Genomic DNA, 12,258 nt, shown 5'->3' on the forward strand with positions numbered 1-12,258 from the left:
CGCTCAGCAGTTCAGGCGCACGGTGCCGCCGTCGAGCTTCTCCGTGGCGCTCCCGTTGGTCACGTAGATCCCGTCCGAGGTGATCTCGATCTTCGCGGACTTGCCCTCGGCGTCGGTCGAATTGCCGATCTCGAGGATGATCTTCTTCTGGGCGCGGATCCGGATCGTCGAGTCGGCGAAAAGGGCGAGATCGGGTCCGCCGATCTGGACCTCCTGCTCGGACTCGACGCGCACCTCTCCGGCGCACGTCATCTCCAGCGCGCCGTCGGTGACCGCCCACTCGAGCGAGCCCGCGCTGAGCGTGCAGTGCCCGTCGACGACCTGCTGCATCGTGCCGCCGACCGAGAGGGTGAGGTTGCCCGCCACGCGCCTCGACTCGTCGTCCAGGGACGAGATCGCGTGCGCCCCGGTGACGATGACGGTCCGATCACCGCTCACCTTGACCGACTCGTCCCCGCCGACGCACGCGCTGCGGTCCCCGGCGACGATGTCGCGGCGGTCTCCGACGACGCTCGCCGTGTGATCGCCCGCGACCGAGAGCCAGCTGTCGGCGCCGACCGAGGTGGTCTGATCCGCGGCCACCGTCCTGGTCTCGGCCGCGCCCACGGTCACGGTGCGCGCGCCCGCGACCGTCACCGTCTCCGCGCCGCCGACGGTCTTCGTGCGGTCGCCCGTCACCGCGAGCGCGTCGTCGCCGCCGACGTTGCGGCGCGCGTCGTTCAGGGCCTCAACCTTGAGGTCGCGCTGGGCGCGGAGGTAGACCTCTTCCCGGCCTGACTGGTCCTCGAAGCGGAGCTCGTTGTACCCGCCGCCTCCCGGCGTGGTCTGGGTCCGCAAGGCCGACTTGGTCTTCTCGGCAGGGAGCGCGTACGGGTAGGGGCTCACGACCGTGTACACCCGCCCGGTCACGATCGGCCGGTCCGGATCGCCGTCGAGGAACTCGACGAGCACCGCGCTCCCGACGCGCGGGATGTGCATCGCCCCGTAGCCGGCCCCCGACGCCATCTGCGCGACGTGGACCCAGCACGCGTTCTCCGAGGCGCTGCCGTTGCGATCCCAGTGCAGCCTGACCCTCACGCGCCCGTCGCTGTCCGTCTCGATCTCGGCCCCCTGCGTCCCGACGACGGTCGCGGCGTGCGGGCCGGCGATGCGCGGCTTTGGCGTCCTGCACGGGGGCCGGAAGGCGACGCCGGCCGGGACGCACTCGAACGTGCAGCGGTACCCCTCCTTGCTGTCGAACCGGGCCGCGTGCTGGAGCCGGGTGACGAGGTACTCCGCGTTGAAGCTCTCCCTCGGGTGATCCTCGAGCCGGAACCGCGCGCCGGGCGCGAGCCGCACGGAGAAGGCCTCGCCCTGCCCCACGGCGGCGGTCGCCTGGAGCGCGTCGAGGCGGACCTCCGCCGCGGGGCTGGCCGGGTACGCGAACACGGCGAGGTCCGTGTGCCGCCCCTTCTCGGCCGCCGTGTCCACGACCGAGGCGGGGTTCTCGAACGGCACGTCGCGCGTCGTGACCTTCCCCGGCCGGACCCGCTGCGCGAAGCGGAACGTGTCGATGCCTTCTCCGGTGTGGATCGCCCCCGTCACCGGCCGATACCGGAGCTCCTTCGGGGAGATGGGCGAGTGGACCTGCGCCGTGTCGGAGATCGTCAGGGTCGCGCCGGCGTCGGTGTGCTCGAAGTAATAGAAGATGCCTTCTTCCTCCATGAGGCGGCTGAGGAACGCCCAGTCCGATTCGCGGTACTGGACGCAGACGTCGCGCGCCTCGTAGCCGCGCTGGAGCACGATCTGGTAACGCCGGACGCCGCCGAGCTTCAGCACGCGCTCGATGACCTCGGCCGTTGTGACGCCCTGGAAGATGCGGCAATCGTACCGCTGGTCGAGGAGCCAGACCTCCGGCACCAGCGTGGCGCGGTAGGCGGCGTGGTGCTCCGAGGTGTGGACCTGCTCGAACCGGCTGACGATCCCGTGCAGGTGGCGGGCGCCGGCGCCGTGATCGAGCGCCAGCACGGCCGACTCGGCGACGAGCGCGTCGAGGTCGAGGTCGGTGTCGGCGCACTCGACGGTGATATCGAAGGCGTAGAGCTCCGACATCGCCTCCGCGCCTGAGAGCTCCTTCACCTCGAGCGAGGTCTTGAGTCCATCGATCGTGAGTCGTGCGCGGACGAGGGGCGGGGCCACGGCCATGAGAACCTCGGAAGAAGTTCGGCCATCAGAGCCGATGTCGCGCCGATGTGCAAACACGTTGCGCGGGCCGGCCGCGCCGGGCGAGCTGTGCGGTGCAGGTGCGATGTGCCGCCTGCCACCCGACCCTGCTGCGCCCGGCGCATGTCGCGGGCTGCTCGTGCCTCGTCCAGCGACGCGATCCCGAGCGGCCGCTGTCGGCCGTGCGGCCCTGGGATGTGCGCACGGCTCGATGGGCTCGCTCGGTACGCTCACCGGCCGCGCCGGCGGGTTACACGACCTGTCGACGGCAGCGGCGAGCGCTCGAGGATCGAGAGCGCTCGCCCGGGGTTCCGCGCTGTCGCGCCGGCGCTACCGAGGGGGCGGCGTCTTCGAGGCGCAGCAAGTGAACTTTGCGTAGCTCGACTCGTGGGCGGCGCAGCGACCATCGTACCCGTAGTCGAACGCCGCGAGCTCCGCGCCGTCGCTCGCGCACGTGGCGTAGGCCCGTTCCTTGAGGGCGGCCATGTCGATGCACGAGGAGCCGTCGCCCAGAGAACCACCCCAGCAGGCGTCCGGCGGAGGAGGCGGCGGCTCGGCGCCGCAGCACTCGAAGTAGGCCTTGCTGGTCTCGGTGCCGGCGCAACGCGGGTTGTTCTCCTCGTACGTGAAGGAGGTGAACTCGGCGCCTGCGCTCACGCACGTCGCATAGGCCTTGTCCTTCATGACCGAGCGGTCGACGCAGGAGAGGCCATCGCCCAGCTCGCCCTTCCAGCACGTGCTCGGCGGCGGAGGCGGCTCGTTACCGCAGCACTCGAAGACGGCCTTGCTGGTCTCGTAGCCGGTGCAACGCGGGTTTTCCTCCTCGTAAGTGAAGGAGGTGAACCTGGCGCCTGCGCTCACGCACGTCGCATAGGCCCGATCCTTCATGGCCGAGCGGTCGACGCAGGAGAGGCCATCGCCCAGCTCGCCCTTCCAGCACGCGCCGGACGAAGGAGGCGGCGGAGGAGGAGGCTCGCTACCGCAGCACTCGAAGTAACCCCAGGTGGTTTCGTGGGCTGCGCAGCTCGGGTTGTTCCGCTCGTAATCGAAGAAGGTGAGGTCTGCGGCCGAGCGCGAGCACGCCGCATAGGCCTGGTCCTTGAGTGCGGAGGGGTCGACGCAGGATCTGCGATCGCCCAGCTCGCCCTTCCAGCACGCGCGCGGCGGAGGGGGCGGCGGCGTGGAGCCGCAGCACTCGAAGGTGGCCTTGGTGGCCTGGCTCGGACCGCAGCGCCCGGGGTCCGGCAGGGCGTCGAGCCAGGTGAGCTGGGCGCCCGCGCTCTCGCACATCGCGTAGGCCCGATCCTTGATGGCGCCCAGGTCGATGCAGGAGGACCCGTCGCCCAGCTCGCCCTTCCAGCACGAATTCGGCGGCGGCGGCGGCGGCGGCGGCTCGCCGCCGCAGCACTCGAAGACCACCTCGCTGCTCTCGTGCTCGGCGCAGCTCGGGTTGAGGGTGTCGCTCACGAAGCTCGCGAGCTCCGCGCCCATCCTCGCGCACCTCGCCTGGGCGTGATCCCGGAGCGTGGCCGTGTCGTGGCACGTGAATCCGTCGCCCATATCCCCGAGCCAGCACGCCGAGGGCGGGGGAGGCAACGTTCCCCCACCGCCCTCCGACCCCGGGTCCTCGCCGCCGCCCGCCCCTTGATTCGCGTCCCCGCCGTTCCCGCCTTCCCCGCCTGTCGAGCCCGCTGGTGGATCGGGATCCGGCGCCAGGGTGATGGTGCACCCCGAGCCGACGAGGAGACTGGATATCGAGACGCTGAGCAATAGACCTATCGCAAGGGAAGTCCGCATCGTGATCCTCCGTGAAAGCCGGCGTTGCGCCGGACAGCTCCGAACGCGCGCCGCTCGAGCTCGGGTCAGCGCGCCCTCTCCGTCGTGTCGCTCTCCATCTATCAACCGCGACGAGGCCGGCGGTTTCCTCGGGCGGGCGATTTCGCGATCAGAAGGGGCAGCAGGTGTAGCTCAGGCTCGTGGCCGTGGCGTCGGTGCAGGCGACGTGTTTGTCCCCGAACACGCGACGGAAGAGATAGTGGCCATTGCCCCTGCAGAGCGCCGTGGCCTCGGCATCCAGCTTCTCGTACGGCTGGCATGCCTCACCGAAGTCGATCTCGCTCGTCCAGCACGACGGCGAAGGCAGCGGATCCCCCAGGGGACAGCACTCGTAGTAGACCCTGGTCGTCTCGTGATCACCGCAGTCCCCGTCGGGCTGCTCCTGATCGAGGGAGCGGAGCTCCGTGTCCCTTTCCCTGCACATCATGTAGACCTCGTCCTTGACATACGTCGTGTCGAAGCACGTGACGCCGTCGCCGAGCACCCCTTTCCAGCACGTGGTCAGCGCCATCCTCCCGCACGTGTACTCGGCGTCGAGGTAGCTCCCCTGATTGCAGGGATCGAGCAGCGTCAGATCCGCGACGATGAGGCCCTGCGCCTCGCACCGTGCCCTGGCCTCACGCCGCAACGCGTCCGCCGTCTGGCAGAGCGCCTCGTCCCGCGGGGCCGCCGGATCTTCGGTCGCGGGTCCTTCGGCGTCCGTGGCACGGGTGCCTTCTCCGCTCTCGCCCTCGTGCGCGGCCGCTTCCGCGGGGACGCCTCCGGAGCCTCGGCGCAGCGCGGCGTGAGGGCCGCGCTGCGCGAGAGGAGATAGCCCTTCCTGGCCATCGACCCATCTCCGGCCCAGCGTCTGCGGGGGGGTCAGCGGCTCGACGCGCCCGCGCGCCGGCGGGGGCGAGGTGCGGTCGACCGGAAGCCGGCTGTCGTCCAGGAGCCCTGGGGTGTCGTTCGCGTCCCGCGGGGGCACGGCGCTGCGCGGAACGGGCGGCGCCGGAGCGAGCCGGCGGGGAGGTTCCTGGAGGAGCGGGGCGCGGATCCGGGGAGGCGGCGCCGTCGGGCCGTGGGCCGGCGTGCGCTCCAGGAGCCCGCCGTCCGCGGGAGGCGGATCGCCCGCGAACTCGATCGCTTGTTCGACGGGGCGCTCTGTGAAGATGGAGCCGGGTGTGAGGCCCTGGAGCGCGGTGCCCAGGGCGACGATGCTGGCGCTGGCGCCCAGCGCCAGCACGAGCGAGCGCCCCCCGCTCCCGCCCATGAAAGGCCGCCGCCCGCGCCGGTCGAGCTCCGCGACGAGGCGCGCCTCGAGCCGAGGCGACGGCTTCACCGCGGCGAGCTGCTCGTCCACCTCGCGCAGCAACGCGAGCAGATCACGGTTTCGCGTCATGGCCCACTTCCCATCCGGCGTCGCGGAGCTGCGCAACCGCCTTTTGAATCAGCTTGCAAACGTATCCCTTGGAGTGGCCGAGTATCTCCCCGATCTCCTCCTGCTCCTTGCCGTCGAGATAGAACATCGAGAAAGCGACCTGTTCTTTGGGAGGCAGCGTGCCCAGCGTCTCGAGCGCGCGGCGCAGATCGTCGCGCGCGATCGTCACTTCATCGAGGGGGCTGCGCTCGCCCCCGCCTTGCCCGAGCAGCCAGCGGATGGGCGGGAGCGCGAGGAATCGGTCCCGGCGCAGCCGGTTCAGGCAGCGATTCGAGGTCGTCCTGTACAGCCACCCCTCGAGGTTGTCTCGCTCGGTCAGGGTCTCGAGCGCCTTCATCAGGTCGAGGAAGACGTCCTGCGTCACGTCCTCTGCCCAGGCCACATTGCCGCGGCCGTAGCGGAGCGCGAGGCGGTACACCAAGCGATGGTGGTTGCGGTAGAGCGCGCCGAGTTCGTGCGCCGCTTCGCCGGAGCGCTGCGTCACGGCGGGTGGGAGCTTCCGCTCCGAAGGCACGGCGATGTCGTCCGGCGGAGCGCTCCGGCCTCCGTCCCCGGGAGGGGGGAGCAGCTCCTCCGCCCGGGTCTGGCCCTCGAAATGAGGCCGCGCGGCGAGGTTCACCGGCGCCTCCGAGCGAGGGTCCCGTCCGCCGTGAAGCCCCACGAGCCGACCAAGGGTTGCGCCATCTGACACCCTACACAATCGAGGTCGGCGCTGGTTTCCTGTCGGCGGTCTCAGGCGCCGATTTCCCCTCCACGGGGTGCTCCTGGTACCCTCCTGCAACGTCCGCGGTAGAATCGGCGAATGTCACGAGAATCGCTGCGGATCGGCGTCGTCGGGCCCGTGAGGCTCCGCGAGCGCGCCTTGCTCACCCGGTACGCAGCGCCTTCATCGCTCCGGCCCACGCGAGCAGCTGATCGAGCAAGGCGAAGGCGGACTTCTCGTGGCGGGGGCGGGGCTTGAACACGCTGAAATTTTCGAAGTCGTCGAACAGAGAGAGCATGACCTGCGCGCGCACGTCCGCGATCTGGAGCTCGGCCATCACGAGCCGGAGGTGCTCGACGGCGCGTGAGCCTCCCGCGCTGCCGTAGCTCACGAAGCCAGCCGCCTTGTTGTTCCACTCCTTGTACAGGTAATCGATCGCGTTCTTGAGCGCGCCCGAGGTGCCGTGGTTGTACTCCGGCGTGACGAACACGAAGGCATCGAACGAATCGATCTTCGCCGCCCACGCCTTGGTGTGAGGCTTCGTGTACTGTCCCATCGACGGGGGCGCCGGCTCGTCGAGCAACGGCAGGTCGAAATCCTTGACATCGACGAGCTCGTAGTCGGCGCCGCCCTTCTTCGTCGCCACGTCGTGCACCCACTTCGCGACAGCCTCGCCGTTGCGGCCCGGCCGCGTGCTCCCCAGGATGATCGCCACCTTCAACATGTCTGCTCTCCAAGGCAATAGCCCCTCTCCGCTCGAGCCAGCGGGCGGCGTGATGCGCATTCCCACGACGCCGCGGCGGAGAGGAGGGGGCTCACGAGGTTGCTACCAGCTCGAGGCTACTACCAGCCAGGCAGGCTTCCCGCCAGCCAGGTGTCGCGGGAGCGCACGACCCCTGGACCCGTACCGCCGCTTGTGCGGCCGCAAGCGCCAGGGGGGTGAGCCCCGTCACGGGCAGGCGGACCCCTCCATGGGGCTTGCCGCGTTATCGTCCAGGCTCGTCCCGGGGGTGGGGGGCGGACATCACGGGGCGGGATCGCCGGGGCCGAGCTCCGAGATCGCCTGGCGCACGATGCCGCCTCGGACCCAGACCCAGACCTCGCGGGAGTCCACGTGAGCGATGTCCTGGATGTCGAAGAGCTCGGGAGGCGTCTTGAACGACCAGTGATGGGCGTCGGACAGGCGGTAGACGTGGATCACCTTCTCGCCGATCGCGTAGACGGCATAGAAGCCTTCGCCGGCGGCCGAGATGGGGTATCCGATGATAGGGCCCGGCCGGCGCTTCTTCGGAGCGAGATCCGCCTTCGTCGCCGCGAAGGGGCTGGTCCAGAGGCTGGACGCCCCGTAGAACCCGTCGTCGGAGTAGGGCTCCGCCTCCAGCCACACGAGCGTCTGCCCGTCGCTCTTGACGTCGGCGATGACCCGAGGCGACTCCGCCCGGAGCAGCGGTTCGATGGTGTGGGTCTGGCGGCTCCAGATCCACCCCTCGGACGTAGCGTCTTCGAGGACCGCCAGGCCGAGCGCATGATCGCCGACTGGATACATCTGATCGAACGATGGCGCGCCGTTGCCTGACGGGCGACCGAACGTCTTGGCCTGGTTGCTGATCCTGTCGTAGATGTTGACCGTGCCGGGCCCGGGCCCCGATAGCGCGAAGGTGTCGTCGCTCGTGTGGAGGCCCTGGCTCAGCGCGTCGACCGGGATGGGTTGGCTCGCGGTGGCGAGCGCGTCGTAGCCGGAGACGAGGTAGGCCGAGCCGGGCGCCTCGACGCCCACCCTCTGCGCGCCGAGCCAGACCCGCTCATGACCGACGTTGGGCACCGTCGGTATGCAGTACTCCTGTCTCGGGTTGGCCTCGGGCACGGTCGGCTCGAGGTCCCTGAAGCGCCATGCGGCGAGCGGTGTCCCGTCGGCGTCGTAGACGCCGGTCCGTCGTTCACCCCGGTACTGGAGGTACAGCCCGACGCGGTAGCCGTCGCCCCATCGAACGACGCTCGGCGAGGCGGTTCGTGGATACGCGTCGGCATCCCAGTGGACGACGAGCGACGTGCAGCCCGGAGCGCTGCCCGGGCACTGCTCCCAGCGCAAGGACGGCAGCGCCTTGCTGGGCTCGTCGGCGACGTCGATCTGGCACCGGTCGAGCCAACGCGTGGCCCTCCAGGTGCTGTCCCCTGGATGTTCGGGCGCATCAGGGGGAGCGTCCGGGCCAGCGTCGCCCGGGACGCTGGCGCCGGTCGCCGCCTCGCCTGCAGTCCCGGACGCGTGCGTGCTGCCCTGGCCCGCGTCACCGGCCGCCGTATGTCCGCCGGCGCCGTCGAGGCTCGGAGGCTCCGGCGCGCCGCGAGAGCAGCTCGCCGAGAGGGCCGAAAAGGAGAAGAAGAGCGGCACGGCGCGCGCCGCGAGACTGGCAAGGAGGTCGTGTTGCATGGCTCAGAAGACCGTGGGCATCTTGGTGCTCGAGGGCGTGTTGAAGTCGATCAGCAGCGGCACCTCGTTTGTGGAGATGCTCTGATCCGGAAGCAAGCGGGACACGGACATGGTGGTCCGACCCACGAGCGGGGCGCCTTTGAGATAGATCGCCATCTCCTTGAGGCCGTCGAATCCGAGCTCGCCCGCGGAGACGACGAACCGAGCGAACGCCGCCCGCGATGTCGTATTGAACGGGGAGGTGATGGGGGAGGTCGCGGCCAGGATCAGATCGCCCGCCTCGCCCGGGACCAGCCAGTACTTCGAAAAGTCGTTCCACCACACCGGGAACTGGGCCAGCGTCTCGACCTCGCGGTGCGGCTGCCACCGCCTCAGCCTGAGGACGCCGCCGACCTTGTCGAGCAGGTAAACGGAGCGGTCTTCCAGGCGGAAGGTCGCGCTGATCACGGCGCCTGGCAGGGTGCTCCCTGGGATCGGGATCTCGGACCAGAGCTCCGAGTCGACGTCGAGCATCCAGGCCGAAGGGTTGGGCTGCGACGCGAGCTGGCCGTCGACGGTCCCGCCGATGACCAGGAGCCGGCGGGTGGTCGCCGAGAGCACGCGCGCCTCGTTGCCGTGCAGCACAGGCGCATTCAGCGGGATGGTGCTGCCCTGGCCAGCGGAAGGCAAGACGAGCGGCGCCCCGTCGAACTCGGTGCTGACCATCCGAGCTGCGAGCTCGTTGTTGTCCACGCCGTCGAGCGCGACGGCTCTCAGGACCGTCTCGCCGGGGATCTGCTCGCGGAGGAGCTGCCGGAACGTCTCGGCGGCGGCGACGTATTTGATGGCCCCGCTGGCGGCGTTGGCGTAGAGGCTCTCCGCGGCGGCGGAGAGGCCGGACACGAGCGCCAACCCCTTCGGCGTGGACTGGTAGATCCGGGGCAGATTGATCACTGGGTCATCGATCTTATACAGGTCGCTGAAGGCCAAGGGGCACTGCGGGCAGAAATACTTGTCTTTCACGTCGATGGCATTGGGCGGGATGATCGGCCTGTGCGTGGCGACGAGGGAGGCGTTGCCCGAGAAATAGTAATTGCCGAACGTGATGGCCTGGGTCTGGTTGTACCCGGCCATAGGGGAAAAGCTGGTCACGTGACTGAAGAGCACCCCCTTCACGCTGCGGATAAAGGGGGTCGACTGGACGTAGCTGGACCCGAGATCGAGGAAGTCCCAGTCGACGACCCGCTTGACGAGCTCCGGATTCTCGTCGAACGGCAGAGTGTACGAGGCGCCGACGCTCTTTCCGTTCGCCCACCCGTTGTCGCCGGTGCTCGATCCGCTCGCCTTGGTGGAGAGATTGAGCCACTTCGGGTGCGTGGTGAACTCGGCGGCCGCTCGTCTGCAGTCGGCCTGCGCGTCGTGATCGCAGGCGAGCCGCCCCTCCAGCGTGTTGGTGTCGTAGTTGGGGCACTCGCACCACTTCAGTTTGAGTGTCCCGGTCGTGTTGGCGTTGCCGATATTGCCTTGTATCGGCTTCAAATTGATCCGGTTGCGCAACTCCCAGTGGCAGGGATCCACCACGGAGCAGCCGGCCTGGCCGTTCGGCACAGGAGGGATCTCGGCCGCGGGCAGCGAGCCGCCCTCGGTCAGGTCCGCCTTGGGGCAAGGTACGGGGTCGCACACGTTCGGGCGGAACGTGTCCCTGTACAGCTGAAGATCGGCAGCGAGGGTAGGCGAGTCGGCTCGGATGATGGGCGGCTCGGACTCGTTGGGATACGAGGCGGCGAGCTCCGCCTCGAAATTGCAGTTCATCGTCGGCCCTATCCACTGATCGTTCCCCTGGGTGAGGCACATGTCGCACGCGCTGCCGAGGCCGTCGCCATCGGCGTCATCGTTGGGATTGGTGGCTTGCTCCGGGTTGGCGATCGTCGGGCAATTGTCGCACACGTCGATGATGCCGTCGACGTCCGTGTCTGTCTCGTTGCAAAAGCCGAACCTGTCGCACTCGTCGATGAACCTCGGGCACTCACCGTCGAAGTTGCCCTTCGCGTCGATGATGCTGTTGCCGGCGGGGGTCACCGCGCCGAGCATGAAGCTTCGCGCTTGGTTGCTGTCGAGCGCGGCGAAGACGTTCTCCAGGAAGTAGGTGCCCGGCAGGGCCCCTCCGAACGTCTTGCCGCTGACCGCGCCGCAGAGCCTGCCATCGTCGTCCAGGAGAGGTCCGCCGGAGTCGCCGCCGTAGCTCCCCTCGTACTCGTCGCAGACCCAAGGCCAGTTGATCAGCGTCCACATCGAGGTGTCGTAGAAGATGTCGCCGTAGTCCTCGTGCGAGCGGTCATACTCGAGCGTACTGCTGCTGTACCGCCGCATGGAGGGGATATCGCTGCAGACGAGAATGTCGTCCGTGTCGCCCCCGAATCCCACGATGGTACCGTCGAAGACCGAGCCGCACGCGTCCTCGTCCGGCAGGTGGAGAGGCCGGGCCAGCGTGCGCGGGACCCGGGTGTCCAGGCGAAACACGGCGATGTCGCGCGACCGCTCGTCGTCGTCCCATGTGCTGTTTGGCACGATGGAGCCGACGAAGACCGGGCCCGACACGGCCGTCGTGTGCATGAAGAAGGGCGAGGCCACGGAGGGATCCGTGCCCAGGGAGACGCTGAAGTTCTCGTTCTTGAGGGTCCCGTTGTCGTTCAGGAAGCAGTGCTTCGCTGAGACCACCCACCACGGTGTGATCAGCGTTCCGCTGCAGTAGCCGTTTGAAAAGTTCAGCCTCACCACGTGAGGGTACTGGTTCCCGGTGTCCACGGTGCCGTTACCGACGGCATACGCTGGGGCGCTGAAGCAGGTGCCGAGCACCGCGAGCGTGCCGGCGACTGATAATTTTCTAAATATTGCTCTCACTGACTTCGATATTCCCTTCTCGGCAGCGGGGCGCTCCTCCTGCTCTGGTTCCAGAGACCCTGCTTCGCAGGTAGAGCCCTGCACGATGCGCCGAACTGCCATGGTGGGCGCAGGCGCCCCGTCGCCGGTGATCGTCTCGACGACGCCGGACAGCGACGGGCTGAGCTCTCGGTGGGAGCGCTGATGAATCCGCTTCCTGAACCGTCCTTTTAGCAACAGCCGTGCCGGCCGTGGCTCCCCGGCGGCTTCCGCGGACTTGGCGGACGCGCTCAATGTCACGCCGCACGCCGTGACATGTCACGCCGCATCCTGTGACATGTCACGCCGCATTCCGTGACATGTCGCGGGGCGCGCGACGCCACCGCTCGAGCTCGGAGGTGCGGTGCCAGGGCGGTGAGCCTCGCCACGGGCAGGCGGATACCACCATGGGGCTTGCATCGGTTCCGATGCGGATCGACCACGCGCCCGGAGCTGGGGGGCGCGCCGCGGGCTCGCTGGGCGAACTGGCGAGATGGCGCAGATCACCTTCACGCAGAACCTGGCAAGACACGTGGAATGCCCCGCGATCGAGGTCGACGGCGGGACGGTGCGCGAGGCGCTGGAGAGCTATTTCGCGCTGCACCCGCGCGTGCGCGGCTACGTGCTCGACGACCAGGGCGCGCTTCGGAAGCACGTCGTGATCTTCGTCGATGGCCAGCAGCGCAAGGACCGCGCTGGCCTGAGCGAGCCGGTGAACGAACAGACGAGCCTCTACGTCATGCAGGCGCTCTCTCGAGGGTAGACAACATC

The 12,258-nt window shown here is 68.9% G+C and carries 8 protein-coding genes; 1 reads left to right on the forward strand and 7 read right to left on the reverse strand.

Features of this window, described 5'->3' with window-relative positions:
* Window positions 1-3 precede the first annotated feature (3 nt).
* The 7 genes from WMF46_RS10315 to WMF46_RS10345 all read right to left on the reverse strand — a co-directional run bounded on the left by WMF46_RS10315 (window position 4) and on the right by WMF46_RS10345 (window position 11,373).
* A complete protein-coding gene (locus tag WMF46_RS10315) occupies window positions 4-2,184 on the reverse strand; it encodes a type VI secretion system Vgr family protein (protein WP_437985453.1) in 2,181 nt (726 codons plus the stop codon).
* A 348-nt stretch (window positions 2,185-2,532) separates the two neighbouring features.
* On the reverse strand, window positions 2,533-3,999 hold the full coding sequence (locus WMF46_RS10320; protein WP_437985454.1) for a hypothetical protein: 1,467 nt from the start codon (window positions 3,997-3,999) through the stop codon (window positions 2,533-2,535).
* Window positions 4,000-4,147: 148 nt separating this feature from the next.
* The gene (locus WMF46_RS10325) at window positions 4,148-5,419 is read right to left on the reverse strand and encodes a hypothetical protein (protein WP_437985455.1); all 1,272 of its coding nucleotides are present in this window, start codon (window positions 5,417-5,419) and stop codon (window positions 4,148-4,150) included.
* Window positions 5,403-6,077 carry an RNA polymerase sigma factor gene (locus WMF46_RS10330; protein ID WP_437985456.1) on the reverse strand — a complete coding sequence of 225 codons (675 nt, stop codon included), beginning with the start codon at window positions 6,075-6,077 and terminating at the stop codon, window positions 5,403-5,405. Before WMF46_RS10330 ends, WMF46_RS10325 begins: the two co-directional genes overlap by 17 nt.
* Window positions 6,078-6,324: 247 nt before the next feature.
* Window positions 6,325-6,885, reverse strand: coding sequence for an NADPH-dependent FMN reductase (locus tag WMF46_RS10335; RefSeq protein WP_437985457.1), 561 nt, complete (start codon window positions 6,883-6,885; stop codon window positions 6,325-6,327).
* A gap of 300 nt (window positions 6,886-7,185) precedes the next feature.
* Window positions 7,186-8,589: a hypothetical protein gene (locus tag WMF46_RS10340; RefSeq protein WP_437985458.1), complete on the reverse strand. Its 1,404-nt coding sequence runs from the start codon at window positions 8,587-8,589 to the stop codon at window positions 7,186-7,188.
* Between the two features lie 3 nt (window positions 8,590-8,592).
* Window positions 8,593-11,373, reverse strand: a complete 2,781-nt coding sequence (locus WMF46_RS10345) for a trypsin-like serine protease (RefSeq protein ID WP_437985459.1) — start codon at window positions 11,371-11,373, stop codon at window positions 8,593-8,595.
* Between the two features lie 607 nt (window positions 11,374-11,980).
* Between WMF46_RS10345 and WMF46_RS10350 the strand changes: the two genes are divergently transcribed.
* The gene (locus WMF46_RS10350; protein ID WP_437985460.1) at window positions 11,981-12,250 is read left to right on the forward strand and encodes a MoaD/ThiS family protein; all 270 of its coding nucleotides are present in this window, start codon (window positions 11,981-11,983) and stop codon (window positions 12,248-12,250) included.
* Window positions 12,251-12,258 lie beyond the last annotated feature (8 nt).

It is taken from the genome of Sorangium sp. So ce117 (assembly GCF_051524395.1).
Classification (GTDB): Bacteria; Myxococcota_A; Polyangia; order Polyangiales; family Polyangiaceae; genus Sorangium; species Sorangium cellulosum_B.

Bases quoted from the DNA above. Each gene is read 5' to 3' on its own strand.
- WMF46_RS10315 (WP_437985453.1), bottom strand. From the start codon at position 2,184: ATGGCCGTGGCCCCGCCCCTCGTCCGCGCACGACTCACGATCGATGGA.
- WMF46_RS10320 (WP_437985454.1), bottom strand. From the start codon at position 3,999: ATGCGGACTTCCCTTGCGATAGGTCTATTGCTCAGCGTCTCGATATCC.
- WMF46_RS10325 (WP_437985455.1), bottom strand. From the start codon at position 5,419: ATGACGCGAAACCGTGATCTGCTCGCGTTGCTGCGCGAGGTGGACGAG.
- WMF46_RS10335 (WP_437985457.1), bottom strand. From the start codon at position 6,885: ATGTTGAAGGTGGCGATCATCCTGGGGAGCACGCGGCCGGGCCGCAAC.
- WMF46_RS10340 (WP_437985458.1), bottom strand. From the start codon at position 8,589: ATGCAACACGACCTCCTTGCCAGTCTCGCGGCGCGCGCCGTGCCGCTC.
- WMF46_RS10350 (WP_437985460.1), top strand. From the start codon at position 11,981: ATGGCGCAGATCACCTTCACGCAGAACCTGGCAAGACACGTGGAATGC.